We start from the raw sequence: 19,010 nt of genomic DNA on the forward strand, positions 1-19,010 counted from the left end.
AGCCGCTGGACGTCGGCGATCAGGTGCGGCGCGAAGGTGAGCGCGACGACCACGGCGACGCCGGTCTCGTACAGGGCGCCGGGCAGGGATTTGAGGAGGCGGGCGGGGCCGGCGAGCGCGTTCGCCGCGCCGACGCAGATCAGGAGGGTGGCGAGCTTGAGCCCGTCGTAGCCGGCGAAGACGAGCGCCTCCGCCGTGACCTTTCCGCCCAGGCGGATGCCCTGTGCCCAGTGGGGGAGCGGGACTTCGGGGAGGGTGAGGAGGGTGTGGGTACCGGGGATGGGGGAGCCCAGCGCCATCGCGAAGAGGAGGCGGATGAGGAGGACGGCGAGGGCGAGCTTGGCGAAGGCGGTGTAGGCGCGGGAGGCGGGGGTGGGGGTGCGGTGCGTTGCCACGACGTAGGCGGAGGCGGATATGAGGAGGGCGAGCAGGAGGGGGTTGGTGGTGCGGGTGGCGGCCGTGCCCAGGCTGAGCGCCCAGAGCCACCAGGCACCGGGGTGAAGGGTGGCTCGCTTTCCGGACAGGCGCGGCGGCTGCGACTTCCCAGGGGCCCGACCAGCCCCCACCGGGTCGCAGTTACCCGGATGCATCGCGTCGCCGTCGGGACTGCCACACCGCTGCACCTGCCAGGACGGCGACGACACCCGCACCGATCGGCAGACCCAGCGAGGGCCCGCTGTCCGAGCCGCTCTTCTGGTCCGAGCCGCTCTTCCGGCCGGAGGCCACCTGCTCCCCGCACCCCTGCTTCGGATACCCGGAGATCGCACACAGCAGGGCGTTGGTGTCGTAGCGCAGGGGCTTGGCCACGGCCGCCAGGGCGTCGGCCGTCGTCGCGTCGTCGGACACGCGCGCGCAGGCCGTACGCCGCGCCGGCGGTGTCTCGCCGGACGGCGCGTCCGCCGGTGTGCCGAAGTCGAGGACCAGGGCCACCCGCTTCATACCGGACTTGGCCGGTGTGGACGAACAGATCGTGCCGAAGTCCGCCGCTCCGCGCGGCCGGCTCGCGTCCGCCGAGTCCGCGCTCACCGCGAAGCGGAAACCCTCCACGGCGCTGTCGTCGGGACGGGCGCCCGACGGGCCCATGGTGGCGTACGTCCAGCGCCCGCCGGTCCGCTCCCAGAAGGACCAGTACCGGTAGCCGGTGGCCTGCGCCTGCCCGGCACCCGCCAGCAGGACGAGCGCGGCGCACAGGACACTCGCGGCGCGGCGGACGGCGGTCACGGCTGCCGCTTCTTCCGGCCGCTGAGCAGGAAGCCGACGCCGATACCCGCGACGAGGCAGACGCCGACGAACCACCAGACGCCGAAGCCGGAGCCGCCGTCGGACTTGGTCTCCTGCTGGTACCCGGTCGCCGCCATCTGCGGGAGGGGGCCGAGCGCGTTGAGGGACCGGACCAGGCTGGTGCCGCCGAAGTCACCCGGCTGCGCGCCGACCGCGTGCGCGGCGAGGATCAGCTGGGCGTACGCCGCCGGGCCGCTCTGCGCCGCCCACTTCCCGGCGTTCTTCTCCAGCCAGCCGTACGCCTTCTTCGCCTGCTCGGCCCGGCCGTCCGCGGCGAGTGCGACGACCGTGTCCGCCGTGTTGCCGTAGTCCGGCTGGTCCTCGGCGCCGGGCAGTGCGGACTGCAGATGCCCGGTCTTGGCGACGGCGGCCGCCAGATAGGCGCCGGCGTTGTCGGCCACCTGCGCCGGAGTGGGATGACCGGCCTTGGCACACGCCTCCTGCGCGGGCGCCTTCCCGGCCTCGGCGACGAACCCCTTGCCGAGCGCGCCGAGCACCCCGGCCGCCGTAGCGTCCGCGTTGGCGGCCAGCTTCCCCTTCTTGTCCGGCTGGAAGGCGAGGGCGCCGCCGCCGTCCTGGTCGCAGGGGATGGCCATGGCGGCGAGCAGGTCGTAAGGGGACTTGCTCGCCTTGCGGACGTCCGCCGGGTCCGTGCCGACGGCGGCCAGCGTGCCGACGACGACGGAGGTGGAGTTGGTGTCGCTGGCCCCGCCCGGCGAGTAGCCCCAGCCACCGTCCTTGTTCTGCACGGACTTCAGCCAGGTCACCGCCTTGCCGACGGCGTCGTGGTGCCCGCCGGTGGCCTGGAGGGCCTGGACCGCGGCGGCGGTGTTGTTGGTGTCCACCATGACCTTGCTGTCGCAGGCTTTGGCAGGGTCAGCCCGGAAGGCGGCGAAGGCGCCGCTCGCGCACTGCTGTCCGGCGAGCCAGTCCACGGCCTGCGCGGCCGGCCGGTAGCCGAGGGTCCGCTGGGCGATCAGCGTCAGCGACTGCCGCCACACGCCGTCGTAGGCCGGGTCGGACGTGCCGTACAGCCCCGACGGGAGCGCGGCCTTCGGAGAAGGGGACGGGCCGGCGGCCGTGGCGGGCGCGGCGGCGGCCAGCACGCCTACGGCGGCGAGAACCGCGGCACTGCGGCGGACGTTCATGGTCGGCGACTGCCTCTCCTGCGGGGAACCGGCAGCGCACGGGGAGACACCCCGGGCGGCTCGGCTCCGTGAACCTCGACGGTGCCGTGCACGGCGGACCGCCGACGCACACGAGCCGGTCAACGTCCCGTCCGGGGCAGTCCGGCTCACCGTCCGATGGCGAACGGCTCACGGATGGGGGTGCCCCCGGGCTCGACGAAGCCGAGAGCTTGGGGGAGGGTCAGCGCCGGAATTGCACCGGCTTCCCCCCCGTACGGGTGTGATGACGACCCGGCCACTTTACCGGCAGCCCGCAGCACCCTGAGGAGTGGCTGTGCGGCAGTGCCGAGAACGGGCGCGGGGCTGTATCGAAATGCGGCTCCGCCGCAGCAGGGTCGCCCGGAGGCGAACCGTTTACACCGCGACGTACGCCACCGGCTCGCTCCCCGCCACCGCCTCCGCCCGGCCCTGCTTGACCAGCCGGCGCAGATGGGACTCGGCCTCCGAGACGGCGATGTTCCGGGAGCCGTAGGGGATCTCGGTCCAGGGGCGGTTCCACTCCATGTGCTCGGCGAGCTGCCAGGGGGTGAGCGGCTCGGCGAGCAGGGCGAGCAGACCGGCCAGTCGTTCCTCGTGGTGGTCGAGCAGCTCCCGTACCCGGCCGGACGCGTCGGTGAAGGTGTGCTGGTGGGCGGGGAGGACTTCGGCGGGGGCGAGCCGGCCGATCCGTTCCAGGGAGTCGAGGTAATCGCCGAGGGGGTCGGTCACGGTCGCGTCGTCGGGGTCCTCGTACAGGCCGATGTGCGGAGTGATCCGAGGCAGCAGATGGTCCCCGCTGAACAGGCGGCCATGGCCGGGGAGTTGGGCGGGATGCTCTTCCTCCAGGTGCAGGCAGACATGGCCGGGGGTGTGGCCCGGGGTCCAGATCGCGCGCAGCCGGCGGCCGGGCAGGTCGAGGAGTTCGCCGGGGACGATCTCCCGGTCGGGGAGGGCGGGGGAGAGGCCGGCCAGCCGCCGGCCACGGGCGGTGCGCAGCGGTGCCACATGCTGCTCGGGCGCCCCGGCGGCCGTCAGCTTGGCGGCCATGTACGTGAACCACCGCTCGGGCCGGGTCCCGCGTGTTCTGCGCACGATCGCCGCGTCGGCCGCGTGCATCGCCACCCAGGCGCCGGAGGCCTCGCGCACCCTGGCCGACAGGCCGTGGTGGTCGGGGTGATGGTGCGTGATGACGACGCCGTACACCTCCGGCACCGCCGTACCGCAGGCCGTCAGCCCCGCCACGAGCGTGTCCCAGGACGCCGGATCGTCCCACCCGGTGTCGACCAGCACCGGGCCGCGGTCGGTGTCCACGACGTACACCAGTGTGTGGCCGAGCGGGTTGTCCGGTATGGGGACCGCCACGGACCGTACGCCCCCGCCGTGATCGAACGTCGTCACCATCAGGTCCTCCGCCCCTCCGCCCAGCGGCCCCGCCGGGCCGCCTCACGGCCATTGCCCATGATAACTAGAACTGATATCAGTTCTGAAACAGCGTCAGAAATACGTGCGGTGCGGTGGGAGGCGGACGGCCATGACCGGGCTCGTGGAACACGGACAGCTGTTCATCGGCGGGGAGTTGACCGATCCCCTGGGCAAGGACGTCATCGAGGTGATCTCCCCGCACACCGAGGAGGTCATCGGCCGGGTACCGCACGCCTCCCGGCAGGACGTGGACCGGGCCGTGGCCGTCGCGCGCCGCGCCTTCGACGAGGGGCCGTGGCCGCGGGCCACCCTGGAGGAGCGGATCGAGGCCGTCACCCGGATCAAGGACGGCATCGCCGCACGGCATGAGGAGATCGCCCGGGTGATCTCCTCGCAGAACGGCTCGCCGTACTCCTGGAGCGTCCTCGCCCAGGCGCTCGGCGCGATGATGGTGTGGGACGCGGCGATCAGGGTCGCGCGGGACTTCACGTACGAGGAGCGCCGGGACGGTGTCCTCGGTCCGATCCTCGTCCGACGGGAGCCGGTCGGGGTGGTCGCGGCCGTGGTTCCCTGGAACGTCCCCCAGTTCGTCGCCGCCGCCAAGCTCGCGCCCGCGCTGCTGGCCGGCTGCACGGTCGTACTCAAGCCGTCCCCGGAGTCCCCGCTGGACGCGTATCTGCTGGCGGAGATCGCGAGGGACGCCGGTCTCCCCGAGGGCGTGCTGTCCATCCTCCCCGCCGACCGCGAGGTCAGCGAGTACCTGGTCGGACACCCCGGCATCGACAAGGTCTCCTTCACCGGCTCGGTGGCGGCGGGGAAGAGGGTGATGGAGGTGGCCGCCCGCAATCTCACGCGCGTGACCCTGGAGCTGGGCGGCAAGTCGGCGGCGCTGGTGCTGCCGGACGCGGATCTCCAGGCGGCCGTATCGGGCATCGTCCCGGCGGCCTGGATGAACAACGGGCAGGCGTGTGTGGCCCAGACCCGCATCCTCGTCCCGCGCGCCCGCTACGACGAGTTCGCCGACGCCTTCGCCGCTGCCGCGAGCGCGCTGAAGGTCGGCGACCCGCTGGACCCGGCGACCCAGGTCGGCCCGCTGGTCGCCCGCCGCCAGCAGCGGCGCAACCTCGACTACATCCGGATCGGGCAGGAGGAGGGCGCCAAGGTCCTTACCGGCGGTGGCCGGCCGGAGGGCCTGGACCAGGGCTGGTACGTCGAACCGACCCTCTTCGGCGACGTCCACAACGCCATGCGCATCGCCCGCGAGGAGATCTTCGGCCCGGTCATCTGCCTGCTCCCGTACGGCGACGAGACCGAGGCGGTGAAGATCGCCAACGACTCCGACTACGGCCTGTCCGGCAGCGTGTGGACGGCCGACGTGGAACACGGCATCGAGGTCGCCCGGCAGGTCCGCACCGGCACCTACTCGGTCAACACCTTCAGCCTGGACATGCTCGGCCCGTTCGGCGGCTACAAGAACTCCGGTCTGGGGCGGGAGTTCGGCCCGGAGGGGTACGGCGAGTATCTGGAGCACAAGATGATCCACCTGCCGGCGGGGGCGTAGGCCATGGGTGACCGCTGGCACGTCGAGGTCGACCGGTCGGTGTGCATCGGCTCGGCCCAGTGCGTCCATCACGCCCCGGACCACTTCCGCCTCGACTCCGCCCGCCAGTCCCACCCGCTGGCCCCCGGCACCGACGCCGCCGAACCCGTCCTGGAAGCGGCCGAGAACTGCCCGGTGGAGGCGATCCTGATCACGCTGCTGGAGAGCGGGGAGGCGGTGTTTCCTCCCGAGGAGTAGGCGGTGTCCGTGCCGGAGGAACAGGTGGGGATCACGCCGGTGGTGTGGCGGACTCGGTGGCGCGGGCAATGGCCCGCTGCCGTGCCTCGCGCAGCCGCGCCAGGTCCGCGTCCGCCCCCGCTCCCGCCGCGCGCAGCACCGCTTGTTCCGCGTCGCGCTGGGCGTGGGCCACCGCGTCGAACAGACCCGCCCGGCGCTGGCACCCGGCGTCGGTCCCGGCCAGCTTCAGCTCCTGCCCGGCGACCGCGTGCAGGGCGGTCGGATCGGTACCGGCCCGCTGAAGTTGCTTCTGGATCGCGGCGGGTGGCTCGTCGAGCGTGTGCGCCCGCTGCCCGGCGTCCCGCATACAGCCCTGCCAGCGCCGCATCGCGGCACGGTACCGGGCGTCGCCGGTCACCCGGTTCACGACCCGGCCGGTGAGGACCTGGAAGGTGTTGTAGAGCCGCTGGTAGTCACGGCCGTAGAGCTGGGTGCCGGCGGCCGAGACGCAGGAGTCGGTGTCGTAGAAGAACTCCAGTGTGCCCGGCAGGCGGACGTAGACCCGGTGCCGGTCGGTGCCGAGCAGGGCGGCCTTCCAGCGCGGATCGTTCTCCTCGTGGGCGTTGGTGCCGGTGGCGCCGGCCGGGCGCGGTGCGCGCAGGACCGCGTCGGTCTCGCCGTAGCCGTCCCGCCGGGCCTGCGCTTCGGTCAGCAGGAGATAGGGGCTGGTGTCGAGCCGGTTGGGGCCCGTGGGCTGCGGCTGCGGGTGGTAGGTGAAACCCTTGCCGCGCATGCAGGCCGCGATCAGGTGCTCCTCCGCGGTGTGCAGCGCGGCCCGGCTGCCGGGGCCGTAGTAGGTGACGCCCTGGAACGGGCGGGGAGCGGTGGGCTCGGGCCGGGCGTGGCCGGCCGAGGTACAGCCGGCCACGCCCAGCGCCAGGAGCAGCACCGCGCTCGTCAGACGGCGGGTGCTGGCCACGTCAGTACAGACACCACCTGTTGGACTCGATGTGCGGCAGGTTTGAGCCGATGTTGGCCCAGCCGGTGCCGCGGTTGAGGTTGTAGGGGGTGCCGCCGCCGTTCGTGGCGGTGTACACGGTCACGTTGCAGCTCGCGCCGTGGTTGTACAGCGAACCGCCCTGGGAGTAGTAGAAGTTGGGGTACATGGTGAGGTCGTCGTTGTCCTGGTAGACCTTCTCCACCGGGTGGCCCGAGCCGTTGGTGAAGTTCGCTCCCCAGTAGGCGCAGAGCGCGGTGGACGGACAGTCCGAGGGCGCCGAGGCCTGGGCGGCCGGGGCCGCGACCGCGGTGGTGGCTGCCAGGCCGGCGGCGACGGCGAGGGCGGCGAAGAGTCGTCTGGCCATGCGAGTTGTCCCCGATTCCGTGGATGGTCGAGCACGTCCGGCTGTGGACGGCGCGGCCAGTCTCGTGGGGGCGCCGAGCGGGATTCTTGTACGAATGCGACCTGCGCGCCCGGAGCGTCGGATATCGGCCAACTCGGCCGTTCTCGCCCGCATCCGGATGGTCCCGGCCCTACGATCGCTGCCGTGTCACACGTCGGCCGAACGGGGGATCGGTCCATGTCCAGGCACCTCACCAGCTCTCCCCGCTCCGGTCACGAGCTGTTCGCCCGCCCGGCCGCGCCGGATCTGCGCGGACATGTCCTCGGCTACCGCGGATTCCGCTTCGGGGCGATCGGGGTGCGCCGGCGCCTGATGATCCCGGACGCGGTGGTGAAGGTGATGCTGGGCTTCGGCGATCCGCTGCGCGTCGTGGACCCGTTCGAGCCCGCGCGCTCCGCCAGCGCGGTCTCCCTGGTCAACGGGGCGCGTACGACGGCCGCCATCGGCGAGCACGCCGGCCGGATCCACGGCGTCACCGTGCTGCTGACCCCGCTGGCCGCCTATCGCGTGTTCGGCGCGCCCCTGTCCGAGTGGGCGAACCTGTCGGCGTGCCCGTCCGCGTTCGGCCGCACCGACCTGGCCCGGCTGGCCGAGTGCCTGGCCGCCGTACCGGACTGGGAGACCCGCTTCGCCCTGCTCGACCGGTCGCTGCGAGCCCTGTTGGGAGCGGGTCCCGCCTACAGCCCCGAGGTGGCCTGGGCCTGGAGCGCGCTGCGGGACTCGGCGGGCCGGGTGAGAGTGGAGGCGCTCGCGGCCGGCACCGGCTGGAGCCGCCGCCACCTGGAGCGCCGCTTCCTGCTGCAGACCGGGCTGACCCCGAAGGGCGCGGCGCAGGTGCTGCGCCTGCAGTCGGCCCTGCGGCTGAAGGAATCCGGCGCCTCCTGGGCCGACGCGGCGGCCCAGGCCGGGTACCACGACCAGCCGCACTTCGACCGCACGTTCAAGGCGATGACCGGCCGCACCCCGACCAGCTTCCGCGCCGACCGTACGTCCGCGTCGGCCCAGGACGCCCAGGACTTCGTGCCCGGTCAGATCACCAGCGCCATCCTGCCCCGGTGCTGAGCGGGTCCGGGCTAGGCGGTGGGCTCCGTCAGGTCGATCAACCGGCACACCGTCTCGATGTCGATCTTCACCTGGGCGATGGAGGCGCGGCCGGAGAGCCAGGTGATCAGGGCCGAGTGCCAGGTGTGCTCGATGACGCGGACCGCCGAGAGCTGCTCGGGGGTGGGGTTCTCCAGGCCCATCGCGTCCAGGATGATCAGGGTCGTCTGGCGGGAGACCTGGTCGACCTCCGGCGACACACTGCGGTCGGCGAAGGTCAGCGCGCGGACCATGGCGTCGGCCAGGTGCGGCTCGCGCTGGAGGGCGCGGAAGGCGCGCATCAGGGTCTCGGCGACGCGCTCGGCCGCCGTCTCGCCCGCGGGCGGCTTCTTGCGCAGCGTGCCGTGCATGTGTTCCAGCTGGTCCTGCATCGTCGCCACCAGCAGGTGGATCTTGGAGGGGAAGTAGCGGTAGAGGGTGCCCAGGGCCACCTGGGAGGACTCCGCCACCTCGCGCATCTGTACGGCGTCGAAGCCGCCCCGGCTGGCCAGCTGGGCGCTCGCGTGCAGGATCCGGCGGCGCCGGGCCTCCTGGCGCTCGGTGAGCGGAGACGACGGAGACGGCGAGGGCCGGGACGTACTTGTTTCCACCTTGGGTTCCGCAGGCATGGGTCCCGTTCCGTGACAGTCGGTGAAGGCGTCTGTGGGGCACGTGATCAGACAGCATGGCAGGGCGGCGCGCCGTGGCGCGAATCACCTGATCCACTGCTCACAGCGCTCCTACCTGCCGGTAGATTCAGAGCCTCTTGAACGATCAAGTCTGAAACTTGTTCTAGATTAGCGTCCCGTCGTAGTCTCGCGGGACAGTGCAGGCAGAAGGGGGCACGGAGTGACCGCTGAGGCCCGGGAGGCGGGTGCCCAGGAGGACCCCGCTGCCGACGGCGGGCGACCGCTCGACATCGCGCTCCTCACCTATAAAGGGAACCCGTTCTGCGGCGGCCAGGGCGTCTACGTCCGGCATCTCTCGCGTGAGCTGGCCCGGCTCGGGCACCGGGTCGAGGTCATCGGATCGCAGCCGTACCCCGTCCTCGACGAGGGCTACCCCGGGCTCACCCTCACCGAGCTGCCCAGCCTCGACCTCTACCGCCAGCCCGATCCCTTCCGGACCCCGAAACGGGACGAGTACCGGGACTGGGTCGACGCCCTGGAAGTCGCGACGATGTGGACCGGCGGGTTCCCGGAGCCGCTGACCTTCTCTCTCCGCGCCCGCCGTCATCTGCGCGCCCGGCGCGGTGAGTTCGACGTCGTGCACGACAACCAGACCCTCGGGTACGGCCTGTTGGGCGACATCGGCGCCCCCCTGGTCACCACCGTCCACCACCCCATCACCGTCGACCGGCAGCTGGAGCTGGACGCGGCCGAGGGCTGGCAGCGGCGGTACTCGGTCCGGCGTTGGTATGCCTTCACCCGGATGCAGAAGCGCGTCGCGCGCCGGCTGCCCTCGGTCCTCACCGTCTCCGGCAGCTCCAAGCAGGAGATCGTCGACCACCTCGGCGTCCACGACGACCGCGTGCACGTGGTCCACATCGGCGCCGACACCGATCTGTTCGCGCCGAATCCGGCCGTGCCCGAGGTGCCGGGCCGGATCGTCACCACCTCCAGCGCCGATGTGCCGCTGAAGGGGCTGGTGTTCCTGGTGGAGGCGCTGGCTAAGGTGCGCACCGAGCACCCGGCCGCCCATCTCGTCGTCGTCGGCAAGCGCCCCGAGGAGGGGCCGGTCGCGGCGGCCATCGAGCGCTACGGCCTCGGCGGCGCCGTCGACTTCGTCAAGGGCATCTCCGACGCCGAACTGGTCGACCTCATCCGCTCGGCCGAGATCGCCTGCGTGCCCTCGCTGTACGAGGGCTTCTCGCTGCCCGCCGCCGAGGCCATGGCCACCGGCACCCCGCTGCTCGCCACGACCGGCGGTGCCATCCCCGAGGTCGCCGGCCGCGACGGCGAGACCTGCCTGGCCGTACCGCCCGGCGACGCGGGGGCGCTGGCCGCCGGGCTCGGCCGGCTTCTCGGTGACCCGGAGCTTCGGGTGCGGCTCGGCCGCGCCGGCCGTGAGCGGGTGCTGTCGAAGTTCACCTGGGCGCGCGCCGCGGAGGGCACGGTGGCCCGGTACCGCGAGGCCATCGCCCACGAGAGCCGTTCGGCGGGCCCCCGCGATGCCCGCTCCGCGGCGGACAGCAGCCTCGCTCACGCTCGAACAGGCTCACGCGCGGGGACCCCCACCGCGGCCCCGATTCCCGGCCGTTCCGCGGCCCCGGCAAGTGTTGCAGGCGTCTCTTCCGAAAGCAGGGCCACGTGCTGACCGTCGACTTCTCCCGGTTCCCGCTCGCCCCCGGCGACCGAGTCCTGGACCTCGGCTGCGGGGCCGGCCGGCACGCCTTCGAGTGCTACCGGCGCGGTGCCCAGGTGGTGGCCCTGGACCAGAACGGCGAGGAGATCCGCGAGGTCGCCAAGTGGTTCGCGGCGATGAAGGAGGCCGGAGAGGCCCCGGAGGGCGCCACCGCCACCGCCATGGAAGGAGACGCCCTCGCGCTCCCCTTCCCGGACGAGTCCTTCGACGTGGTCATCATCTCCGAGGTGATGGAGCACATCCCCGACGACAAGGGCGTGCTCGCCGAGATGGTCCGGGTGCTCAAGCCGGGCGGCCGTATCGCGATCACCGTGCCCCGCTACGGCCCCGAGAAGGTCTGCTGGGCGCTGTCCGACGCCTACCACGAGGTCGAGGGCGGCCACATCCGTATCTACAAGGCCGACGAGCTGACGGCCAAGGTCCGCGAGGCGGGTCTGAAGCCGTACGGCAGCCATCACGCGCACGCGCTGCACTCGCCGTACTGGTGGCTGAAGTGCGCGTTCGGCGTCGACAACGACAAGGCGCTGCCGGTGCGGGCGTACCACAAGCTGCTGGTCTGGGACATCATGAAGAAGCCGCTCGCCACCCGGGTCGCCGAGCAGGCGCTGAACCCGCTGATCGGCAAGAGCTTCGTGGTCTACGCGACCAAGCCGCACCTCCCGCGCATCACCGAAGAGGCGGCCGCCGAGTGACCACCCCCCGGACAGAACACCTCGTGCTGCCCGGGGTCCTCACCGCCGAGCAGGCTGCCGCGACCGTCCACGGCATCCTCGCCGTACAGCGGGAGGACGGCGCGATCCCGTGGTTCCGCGGGCACCACCTGGACCCATGGGACCACACCGAGGCCGCGATGGCCCTGGACGCGGCCGGCGAGCACACGGCCGCCGAGCGGGCGTACACCTGGCTCGCCCGGCACCAGAACGCGGACGGCTCCTGGTACGCCGCCTACGCCGACGGCGCCCACGACGACGTCACCGACCGCGCCCGCGAGTCCAACTTCGTCGCCTACATAGCCGTGGGCGTGTGGCACCACTACCTGTCCACCGGCGACGACACCTTCCTGGACCGCATGTGGCCGACGGTCTACGCGGCCATGGAATGGGTGCTCGGGCTCCAGCAGTCCGGCGGCCAGATCGGCTGGCGCCGCGAGGACGACGGCACGCCCACCGCGGACGCCCTGCTCACCGGCAGCTCCTCGATCCACCACGCGCTGCGCTGTGCGCTCGCCATCGCGGAGCAGCGCGAAGAGCCGCAGCCGGACTGGGAGTTGGCGGCGGGGGGACTGCGCCATGCGATACGCCGGCACCCCGAGCGCTTCCTGGACAAGGACCGCTACTCGATGGACTGGTACTACCCGGTCCTCGGCGGCGCGCTGACCGGCGAGGAGGCCAAGGCCCGCATCGAGGAGTCCTGGGACCGGTTCGTCGTGCCCGGCGTCGGTGTGCGCTGCGTGGTCCCGAACCCCTGGGTCACCGGCGGCGAGTCCAGCGAACTCGCCCTGGCCCTGTGGGCGGTCGGCGAGTCCGACCGCGCCCTGGACATCCTCCAGTCCATCCAGCACCTGCGCGACCCGGAGAGCGGCCTGTACTGGACGGGCTACGTCTTCGACGACGACGCGATCTGGCCCCGCGAACTCACCACCTGGACGGCAGGCTCATTGCTGCTCGCGGTAGCGGCCCTGGGCGGCCACGAGGCGACGTGCGCGGTCTTCGGAGGCGAGCGCCTGCCGGAAGGCCTGGACCCCGACTGCTGCGACTAGCCCCCGGGCCTTCAGAACCGGTGTGCCCAGTTGGCGATGGCGTGGCCCACGAACAGGTACACGACCGCCGCCAGGCCGTAGTCGGCGACCACCCGCGCCCACTCCTGGTCGAAGGTGAAGATGCCCTGGGCCCAGCCCGCCAGCCAGGTCGCTGCGTCGTGGACGAACCGGACCACCCCGTTGGACCGGTTCGCGTCCAGCAGGAACAGCAGGATCCACAGTCCGATGATCAGCGCCATGACGTTGCTGACGGCTGCGATCACCCTCCCGGCCGGATTCGCGCCGTAGGAGAGATAGCGACGGGTCATACCTGCCGGATTGCCGCTAAACGGTCGATGAAACCCGAACGGTGTCCCCCGAGTGGCGGACACTCCCGCCCCGGGTCAGGCTGCCGGAGGAAACAGACCGCTCGGGGAGGACACGTCCGGAGGACTCCGTGCCCGTACCCATACGGCGCCTCTGCGTGGCGCTCACGCTCTGTACCGCTCTCCTGGCCGGGACCACGGCCTGCGGCACCGGCGAGAAGACCAGCACGAAGGACACCGCGGCGGTCCAGACCGTCCCCGCTGCCGACACCCCCAGCCCGACCACGTCCGCCGAACGGCAGAAGTTCGCCAAGACCCGGTTCGTGACGAACGCGGGCCTCGCGGCCGGCGCGACCTACCAGTGGATCGTGAAGCCATGGAAGGCCGGCACGTTCAAGAAGGGCGCCAAGGGGCGCAAGGCGGCCCTGGTGAAGGCCGGTCTGGCCGGTGCCTTCACCTACAACCGCCTCAAGGCGGCCGAGCGGAACGCCCAGGGCGACCCGACGCTGTCCAAGGCGCTCGCGCCGCTCAGTTCGGGCATCGACGCCCTGAAGGACCTGCCGTCCAGGCTCCGCAAGGGCGACGACAGCGCGGTCAACTCCTTCAACGACACCATCGACAAGGTCAAGGGAGCGGGCGCGAGCGCCGGCGCCCCGGTCAAGGACCAGGTACCGTCCGCATCCCAACTCGCCAAGGGGAGCTAGGAGTTCAGCTCCGCCAGCACCCTGAGGCTGTGCGGGTCCGGGGACAGGGCCAGCAGGTCCGTCACCGGGCCCGCGCGCCACAACTCAAGCCGCTCGGCGATGCGTTCACGCGGGCCGACCAGTGAGATCTCGTCCGCGAAGGCATCCGGCACGGCCAGCACGGCCTCCTCCTGCCGCCCGGCGAGGAACAGCTCCTGGATGCGCCGGGCCTCCTTCTCGTATCCCATGCGCGCCATGAGGTCGGCGTGGAAGTTACGGGCCGCGTGCCCCATCCCGCCGATGTAGAAGCCGAGCATGGCCTTGACCGGCAGCAGCCCCTCGGCGATGTCGTCGCAGACCTTCACCCGGGCCATCGGGGCCACCAGGAACCCCTCGGGCAGCTCGCGCACCACCTCCCCGTACACCTCGGGCCTGCTCGGCGCCCAGTACAGCGGCAGCCAGCCATCGGCGATCCGGGCGGTCTGCGCCACGTTCTTCGGCCCCTCGGCGCCGAGCAGCACGGGCAGACCGGCCCGCAGCGGATGCGTGATCGGCTTCAGCGGCTTGCCGAGCCCCGTGCCGTCAGGCCCCCGGTAGGGGAGGGGATGGAACCGCCCGTCCACCGCCACCGGCGCCTTTCGCCGCAGCACCTGCCGTACGACGTCCATGTACTCCCGGGTCGCGGTCAGCGGTGACTTCGGGAAGGGACGGCCGTACCAGCCCTCCACCACCTGCGGCCCGGACAGGCCGAGCCCGAGCAGCATCCGCCCGCCGGAGAGGTGGTCCAGGGTGAGCGCGTGCATCGCGGTGGCGGTCGGCGAGCGGGCGGCCATCTGGGCAACGGCCGTCCCCAGCCTGATCGTCGACGTCCGCGCCGCGATCCAGGTCAGCGGGGTGAAGGCGTCCGAGCCCCAGGACTCCGCCGTCCACACCGAGTGGTAGCCGAGCCGCTCCGCCTCCTGGGCGAGCGGCACATGACCGGCGTCCGGACCGCGTCCCCAGTACCCGAGTGCCAGACCGAGCCGCATGACACATTCCTCCTGACGGACCGTCAGTTACCGACCGGAGGCGACTGTACGACAACGGCCCCCCGCCCGGAAGGGCGTGGGGCCGTGTGCGGCGGTGTGCGGGACTCAGCCGCGCTGGATGCCGGAGGTGTCCTGGAGCACACCCCGGCGGCCGTCCTGGGTCTGCGCGATGAGCTGGGCACCGCGCTGCTCGACGGCCAGGTACCAGGTGCCCGGCGCCAGTTCGGCGATCGGGGCCTGCGAGCCGTCCTCCGGGAACAGCGGGCGGGTCACCGGCACGGCGAACCAGAACGGCGAGAAGTCCGCCGAGGCCGGCTGCGCCGCCGCCGGAGCGGCACCCTGCGGAGCCGGCTGGTGCCCGAACGGCTGCCCCGGCTGCGGCTGCGCACCGTACGGCTGGCCCGGCTGCGGCTGGGCACCCGGGTAGCCGTAACCACCGGGCGGCTGGGCGCCGTAGGGCTGAGGGGAGACCGGCTTGGGGGCCGGGAGGAGGGCGGCCTGGAGGGCGGGGACGAGGGGGGTCGCGACAGCGGTGGCGGCGAGGACGAGGGCTGCGATGAACCCGAGGATGAGGCCGGAGCCGGCGTCGATGTGGTCAGGGACGTCCACCAGCGTCCAGAAGAGGGTCCACGCGGACAGAATCGTGAAACCCGTGCCCACCATGCCGAGATCCAGGCCCAGCACCTTGCGCTGCTGCGGCAGGCAACGGTTGAGCACGACCAGCGCGGCACCGATGACGGCCCCCATGTACGTGCCGAGGCCCGTCCCGAGGTTGTCCCACACGCTCTGGCTGTCCGAGAAGCCGGAGACCGAGTAGGAGTAGAGCTTGAGGAACGACGCGATGAACAGCAACACCGCTGCTCCGATCACCACGCCGTCGCCTCTAGTGAGGGAGCGGATATTCACTTCAAAAGGTCCTTCGGGTCAGTCGTCTCGTCATCGTGGAGGCGTCGCTGTCACCGTGTCGCCTCAGGACGCGGTGTGAAGCGCGGGGGTGGCCCCTCATCCTAGGAGTGACACTATCGTCCGTCCGAGCTGGCTGTCCCTCGGGTTCGACGCCGCGAACACTACTCCCGCAGTAATCCCACGATTCCCTCAGAGACTCCACGTGAAGCCCGATGGCGCCAGGCACCGCTGGTCAGCGATGCGATGCCCTTCCGGCCGTGCATGTTGCCGTGCTGATGACGGCGTGAGGAACCGTTGGCAGATTGAGACCGACGAAGTCCTCACCGACACCCATCGTTGCCTCTCAATCGTGGTCGGCTTCCGCCCGGGTGGTGTAGCCGTAGCCGTCGGCGCGTTGGAGGAGACGGATGTGCCGGTGATGAATGCCCTGAACCAGTCCGTGATCTGTCTTGATGTTGAAGTTCCCGGTGGCGCGGACGGCGACGCGGCCGGTGTGGCGTCCCTGTTTCTTGCCTGTGGGGACGTTCGCGCGTACGAGGTCACCGGTTGCGAAGCCGAACTGTTGCTTGGCGCGGGGGAGGTTCAGCCGGGGGAAGCCGTATCGGTCAGGGGTGGTGCGACGGTAGGTCCCGCGTCCGGTCGCGGTTACAACAAGGACCGTCCCCGGGTGACGTGCCACGCTCTCAAGGGCTCCGACGCACAAGGCATCAAGCGTGTGCGTCTTGGGCGTTGCGGTGCGCTCGCGATTCCATTTCGTTCGGCCCCCCGAGGATGGTCGTACGTCTTGGTGGCTGGCTTTGAGTGTTTGGATGAGTGCGCAGCGGGTGGCATTGACCGCTGCCGGGTCCCGTAGAGGGGCCTTTGCCTGTTGCAAGACCTTCGAGAGCAAGGCGGGCTTCTTCTTCAGGAACTCCTCCACCGGCTTGTTTCCCTTCTGCTCGTTGCAGGGAATACAGGCGAGGGTGAGATTGGAGATGCGGTCGGAACCACCTCGGGACCGGGGGTGGATGTGGTCGATGTTGAGCGGGACGCCTGTTGCGCCGCAGTAGGTGCATGTCCTGTTCCATTTCGCCAGGAGGTATTCACGCACCTCCATCCCTTGCAGGGTGCCGTGCACGTACTCCGCATCGGACGCGAACCGGTCCGCGCTCATGGCCTGAGTGTCAAACGCAACCTGCTCTACATGCACGGTCCGTACGGGGGCCCAGCGGGCGATTCTGTCCACCCAAGCGCTGGTTGTATCCACCCTGTGCCTGAGAGACGGCGCGAGCCAGCCTTCCGGCCGAGCGCGGTTGCTGGAGCAGGGCGCTCGATAGCGGAGGTTTCGCTGTCTCCGCGCTCGGCGTAGCGTGGCCCGTGCGGTGAGTCTGTTGCTGATCGCTCCGCCTCGATGCGCCAGCTCGATCGCGAAGAGACCATGGCGCACGGTTTCCATCGGCTTGCCGTGGGTGCGAAAGAGTGCGATACCCGTGAATCTGCTGCCTGGGTCGATACCCAGTTCCACGCCCGTCACTTCGGAGCTGGAGATGGTGCGTTCTTTGAGGCGAATGACGAATGGGGTGTGGCGGTGTACGACGGCTCGGCCTTGTTTGAGGAGTTTACGGGCGCGAGCCGGTGTGCAGGGCATGAGCGGCTGGTGGTGCTTGTCCAAAACGAACACCGATGGATGACCCTCACGAGCCTCGCCCTTCCCCGCAGAAGCGGGGTTGGGGTGACGCCCTGCCGGAGGGGTGCCCTCCGGCAGGGTCTCCCCTCGCCCATGTTCAGAAGCCGTGCCCGACATGGTTGCCGGAAGTCCGCAGGCCGTTTCGTCCCTACTCCCTGGGGTGTCTGCTCCTGCGGATTCCAGAGCACGCCGCTGAGGAAGCACGGCGCGGTGGGTCTTCTCACGTGAACTGAACGTAGTCATCAGAGGCACCTCCTCATGATGATGACTGGGGCTGGTCAAACATGAGTGCATCTCTCGGCTGAGAAGTACGCTCCGGCCATCGGGCCGGGAGTGAATGACTTCAGGTCCTTCGTCGGTCGTTGAGAGCTTCGCCGAGGGCATTAAGGCTCGGCGTGAGCATCGTGCAGCCCTGCAACGTGTGGACGACGGTATCGCGTACTCAGGCGGAGTGTGTAAGGAATTCCGATTCTTCTCTTTGCGGGGTGCAGGAACGTTACTGAGTCAATTCCGTTGCGCGTTCAAGAAGTCCGAGATCCCATCAAAAAGCCCTTGCGCCGCCTTCTGCCGCCAGGCGCCGCTGGTCAGCAGTGCCGCGTCCTTGCTATCGCGCATGTTGCCGCACTCGATGAACACCTTCGGAACTGTTGACAGATTGAGACCACCCAGGTCCGTACGTGTAACGAGACCGGTACCTTCGCCGAGGTAGTTGGACGGCGGCTCACCGGTGTCGCGCAGGAAGGCGCCCGCGACGCGCGTACCGAGGTCGTGCGAAGGGCCCACGATCTTACGGGTGTCGGCGGCACCGGCGTGCACGGATCCGGGAAGGATGACGTGGAAGCCGCGGTTGCCGGCTGCGGAGCCGTCGGCGTGGATGGAGATCGCCGCGTCCGCGTGCGCGTCGTTCCCGATCCGTGCCCGCTCGTCCACGCACGGCCCCCAGGCCGGGCGGTCGCCGTCATGGGTCAGCTTCACCGTGGCGCCCTGCTTCTGCAGCAGCGCACTCAGCCGGTGGGCGACGTCGAGGGTGAACCGGGCCTCGGTGTAACCGTCGTTCGTGGACGTCCCGGTGGTGTCGCACTCCTTGTCGTTCGTCCCGATGTCGACCTTGCGATTGATCTCGGCCGCGTGCTGGAAGTTGCCCGGGTTGTGCCCGGGGTCGATGACGACGACCTTCCCCTTCAGCGACCCGGATCCGGCCGCGGCCCCGGACGCCCCCTTGCCGTCGTCCGTGGGGGAGGGGGACGAGGACACGGCGGCGCTGCCGGAGGGCGAGGCGGTGGCGGCTGCGCGATCCGAGCCGCCTCCGGTACCTCCGCCCACCGCCTCGTACACCATCCAGCCGAGCAGCGCGCCGGGCACCAGCGCGGCGAGCGCCACGGTCAGCGGCCCGCGCCGGGGCCTGCGGGGCTGTGCGGGTTCGAACTCCGGGCCTACGTACGACACGTCTGCGACTCTAACCGGGCCCTCAGATCCCTGCGCCCGTTCGCCGCAGGACACGCAGCGAGCCGGTCACCGAGACCTCCGTGAACGCCCCGGACTCAAGGGCCCGCAGGTACACGCGGTACGGCGCCTGCCCGGTGAACTCGTCCTCGGGCTCCGGGAAGACGTCATGGATGACGAGAAGGCCCCCCTCGGCCACATGGGGCGCCCAGCCCTCGTAGTCGGCGCTCGCATGCTCGTCCGTATGGCCGCCGTCGACGAAGACGAAGCCGAGCGGGGAGTTCCAGATCGCCGCGATCTGCGGGGAACGGCCCACGAACGCGACCACGTGCTCCTCCAGGCCCGCCTTGAACAGGGTCCGGCGGAAGACCGGCAGCGTGTCCATCAGCCCGATCTCGGGGTCCACGGTCTCCGGATCGTGGTAGTCCCACCCGGGCTGCTGCTCCTCGCTCCCCCGGTGATGGTCGACGGTCAGCACGCTGACCCCGGCGGCCCGTGCGGCATCGGCGAGCAACACGGTGGACCGCCCGCAGTACGTCCCGACCTCCAGCAAGGGCAACCCCATCCGCCCTGCCTCCACCGCGGCCACGTACAACGCCAGCCCCTCATCCAGGGGCATGAACCCCTTGGCAGCCTCGAACGCGTCCAGAATCTCGGGCTTGGGGGCGTGCGCGGGCATGGAGGGCCTTCCGGTCGTACAACAGTCCGACCGCCCATGCTGCCGCAC

The 19,010-nt window shown here is 70.9% G+C and carries 19 protein-coding genes and 1 pseudogene; 7 read left to right on the top strand and 13 right to left on the bottom strand.

The genetic code is table 11. The features are described from left to right. From M878_RS79455 to M878_RS79470, 4 genes and pseudogenes are all read right to left on the bottom strand, one after another. A pseudogene (locus tag M878_RS79455) lies at nucleotides 1-566 on the bottom strand (energy-coupling factor transporter transmembrane protein EcfT); the annotation flags it as partial. Between the two features lie 10 nt (nucleotides 567-576). Next, entirely contained in the window at nucleotides 577-1,221 is a 645-nt protein-coding gene (locus M878_RS79460; protein WP_023551137.1) for an SCO2322 family protein, read from the bottom strand. Beyond that, complete coding sequence (locus M878_RS79465) at nucleotides 1,218-2,429, bottom strand: SCO2321 family membrane protein (protein WP_023551138.1); 1,212 nt, start codon at nucleotides 2,427-2,429, stop codon at nucleotides 1,218-1,220. Before M878_RS79465 ends, M878_RS79460 begins: the two co-directional genes overlap by 4 nt. 393 nt (nucleotides 2,430-2,822) lie before the next feature. Next, nucleotides 2,823-3,848: a Strvi_7410 family MBL fold metallo-hydrolase gene (locus M878_RS79470; RefSeq protein ID WP_023551139.1), complete on the bottom strand. Its 1,026-nt coding sequence runs from the start codon at nucleotides 3,846-3,848 to the stop codon at nucleotides 2,823-2,825. Between the two features lie 130 nt (nucleotides 3,849-3,978). Between M878_RS79470 and M878_RS79475 the strand changes: the two genes are divergently transcribed. Beyond that, on the top strand, nucleotides 3,979-5,430 hold the full coding sequence (locus M878_RS79475; protein ID WP_023551140.1) for an aldehyde dehydrogenase: 1,452 nt from the start codon (nucleotides 3,979-3,981) through the stop codon (nucleotides 5,428-5,430). A 3-nt stretch (nucleotides 5,431-5,433) separates the two neighbouring features. Then, entirely contained in the window at nucleotides 5,434-5,667 is a 234-nt protein-coding gene (locus M878_RS79480) for a ferredoxin (protein ID WP_023551141.1), read from the top strand. 31 nt (nucleotides 5,668-5,698) lie between these two features. Here M878_RS79480 and M878_RS79485 read toward each other — a convergent pair whose 3' ends face one another. Both M878_RS79485 and M878_RS79490 read right to left on the bottom strand, forming a co-directional pair. Next, nucleotides 5,699-6,625 (bottom strand): hypothetical protein, encoded by a 927-nt coding sequence (locus M878_RS79485; RefSeq protein WP_023551142.1) that lies wholly within the window; start codon nucleotides 6,623-6,625, stop codon nucleotides 5,699-5,701. A 1-nt stretch (nucleotide 6,626) separates the two neighbouring features. Next, a complete protein-coding gene (locus M878_RS79490; RefSeq protein WP_023551143.1) occupies nucleotides 6,627-7,010 on the bottom strand; it encodes a peptidase inhibitor family I36 protein in 384 nt (127 codons plus the stop codon). A 216-nt stretch (nucleotides 7,011-7,226) separates the two neighbouring features. Here M878_RS79490 and M878_RS79495 point away from each other — a divergent pair, with 216 nt between their 5' ends. Then, nucleotides 7,227-8,111, top strand: a complete 885-nt coding sequence (locus tag M878_RS79495) for a helix-turn-helix domain-containing protein (protein ID WP_023551144.1) — start codon at nucleotides 7,227-7,229, stop codon at nucleotides 8,109-8,111. An 11-nt stretch (nucleotides 8,112-8,122) separates the two neighbouring features. Here the strand turns inward: M878_RS79495 and M878_RS79500 are convergent, their stop codons facing one another. Beyond that, complete coding sequence (locus tag M878_RS79500; protein ID WP_023551145.1) at nucleotides 8,123-8,758, bottom strand: TetR family transcriptional regulator; 636 nt, start codon at nucleotides 8,756-8,758, stop codon at nucleotides 8,123-8,125. 220 nt (nucleotides 8,759-8,978) lie between these two features. Here M878_RS79500 and M878_RS79505 point away from each other — a divergent pair, with 220 nt between their 5' ends. The 3 genes from M878_RS79505 to M878_RS79515 are packed head-to-tail and all read left to right on the top strand — an operon-like array spanning nucleotide 8,979 to nucleotide 12,252. Continuing rightward, nucleotides 8,979-10,445 carry a glycosyltransferase family 4 protein gene (locus M878_RS79505; protein WP_023551146.1) on the top strand — a complete coding sequence of 489 codons (1,467 nt, stop codon included), beginning with the start codon at nucleotides 8,979-8,981 and terminating at the stop codon, nucleotides 10,443-10,445. Next, nucleotides 10,439-11,185, top strand: coding sequence for a class I SAM-dependent methyltransferase (locus M878_RS79510; protein WP_023551147.1), 747 nt, complete (start codon nucleotides 10,439-10,441; stop codon nucleotides 11,183-11,185). Before M878_RS79505 ends, M878_RS79510 begins: the two co-directional genes overlap by 7 nt. After that, complete coding sequence (locus M878_RS79515) at nucleotides 11,182-12,252, top strand: prenyltransferase/squalene oxidase repeat-containing protein (RefSeq protein WP_023551148.1); 1,071 nt, start codon at nucleotides 11,182-11,184, stop codon at nucleotides 12,250-12,252. The genes M878_RS79510 and M878_RS79515 overlap by 4 nt, the downstream gene beginning before the upstream one ends. A gap of 11 nt (nucleotides 12,253-12,263) precedes the next feature. Here the strand turns inward: M878_RS79515 and M878_RS79520 are convergent, their stop codons facing one another. Further along, complete coding sequence (locus M878_RS79520) at nucleotides 12,264-12,560, bottom strand: hypothetical protein (protein ID WP_031226252.1); 297 nt, start codon at nucleotides 12,558-12,560, stop codon at nucleotides 12,264-12,266. A 128-nt stretch (nucleotides 12,561-12,688) separates the two neighbouring features. Here M878_RS79520 and M878_RS79525 point away from each other — a divergent pair, with 128 nt between their 5' ends. Further along, nucleotides 12,689-13,261, top strand: a complete 573-nt coding sequence (locus M878_RS79525) for a hypothetical protein (RefSeq protein ID WP_031226253.1) — start codon at nucleotides 12,689-12,691, stop codon at nucleotides 13,259-13,261. On the opposite strand, the gene M878_RS79530 is transcribed toward M878_RS79525, so the two are convergent. The 5 genes from M878_RS79530 to M878_RS79545 all read right to left on the bottom strand — a co-directional run bounded on the left by M878_RS79530 (nucleotide 13,258) and on the right by M878_RS79545 (nucleotide 18,962). Further along, entirely contained in the window at nucleotides 13,258-14,268 is a 1,011-nt protein-coding gene (locus tag M878_RS79530) for an LLM class F420-dependent oxidoreductase (protein WP_023551151.1), read from the bottom strand. The genes M878_RS79525 and M878_RS79530 overlap by 4 nt on opposite strands. 105 nt (nucleotides 14,269-14,373) lie before the next feature. Continuing rightward, nucleotides 14,374-15,174 carry a DUF5336 domain-containing protein gene (locus tag M878_RS79535; RefSeq protein ID WP_209445569.1) on the bottom strand — a complete coding sequence of 267 codons (801 nt, stop codon included), beginning with the start codon at nucleotides 15,172-15,174 and terminating at the stop codon, nucleotides 14,374-14,376. 343 nt (nucleotides 15,175-15,517) lie between these two features. Next, nucleotides 15,518-17,224: an RNA-guided endonuclease IscB gene (gene iscB, locus M878_RS49305; protein ID WP_342452734.1), complete on the bottom strand. Its 1,707-nt coding sequence runs from the start codon at nucleotides 17,222-17,224 to the stop codon at nucleotides 15,518-15,520. A gap of 120 nt (nucleotides 17,225-17,344) precedes the next feature. Beyond that, nucleotides 17,345-18,286 carry an N-acetylmuramoyl-L-alanine amidase gene (locus tag M878_RS79540; RefSeq protein WP_023551154.1) on the bottom strand — a complete coding sequence of 314 codons (942 nt, stop codon included), beginning with the start codon at nucleotides 18,284-18,286 and terminating at the stop codon, nucleotides 17,345-17,347. A gap of 22 nt (nucleotides 18,287-18,308) precedes the next feature. Next, nucleotides 18,309-18,962, bottom strand: coding sequence for a class I SAM-dependent methyltransferase (locus tag M878_RS79545; protein ID WP_023551155.1), 654 nt, complete (start codon nucleotides 18,960-18,962; stop codon nucleotides 18,309-18,311). Nucleotides 18,963-19,010: the final 48 nt, after the last annotated feature.

It is taken from the genome of Streptomyces roseochromogenus subsp. oscitans DS 12.976, from assembly GCF_000497445.1.
In the GTDB taxonomy this organism is placed as follows: Bacteria; Actinomycetota; Actinomycetes; order Streptomycetales; family Streptomycetaceae; genus Streptomyces; species Streptomyces oscitans.

Bases quoted from the DNA above. Each gene is read 5' to 3' on its own strand.
- M878_RS79465 (WP_023551138.1), bottom strand. From the start codon at position 2,429: ATGAACGTCCGCCGCAGTGCCGCGGTTCTCGCCGCCGTAGGCGTGCTG.
- M878_RS79470 (WP_023551139.1), bottom strand. From the start codon at position 3,848: ATGGTGACGACGTTCGATCACGGCGGGGGCGTACGGTCCGTGGCGGTC.
- M878_RS79475 (WP_023551140.1), top strand. From the start codon at position 3,979: ATGACCGGGCTCGTGGAACACGGACAGCTGTTCATCGGCGGGGAGTTG.
- M878_RS79480 (WP_023551141.1), top strand. From the start codon at position 5,434: ATGGGTGACCGCTGGCACGTCGAGGTCGACCGGTCGGTGTGCATCGGC.
- M878_RS79490 (WP_023551143.1), bottom strand. From the start codon at position 7,010: ATGGCCAGACGACTCTTCGCCGCCCTCGCCGTCGCCGCCGGCCTGGCA.
- M878_RS79495 (WP_023551144.1), top strand. From the start codon at position 7,227: ATGTCCAGGCACCTCACCAGCTCTCCCCGCTCCGGTCACGAGCTGTTC.
- M878_RS79500 (WP_023551145.1), bottom strand. From the start codon at position 8,758: ATGCCTGCGGAACCCAAGGTGGAAACAAGTACGTCCCGGCCCTCGCCG.
- M878_RS79520 (WP_031226252.1), bottom strand. From the start codon at position 12,560: ATGACCCGTCGCTATCTCTCCTACGGCGCGAATCCGGCCGGGAGGGTG.
- M878_RS79530 (WP_023551151.1), bottom strand. From the start codon at position 14,268: ATGCGGCTCGGTCTGGCACTCGGGTACTGGGGACGCGGTCCGGACGCC.
- iscB (WP_342452734.1), bottom strand. From the start codon at position 17,224: ATGCCCTCGGCGAAGCTCTCAACGACCGACGAAGGACCTGAAGTCATT.
- M878_RS79545 (WP_023551155.1), bottom strand. From the start codon at position 18,962: ATGCCCGCGCACGCCCCCAAGCCCGAGATTCTGGACGCGTTCGAGGCT.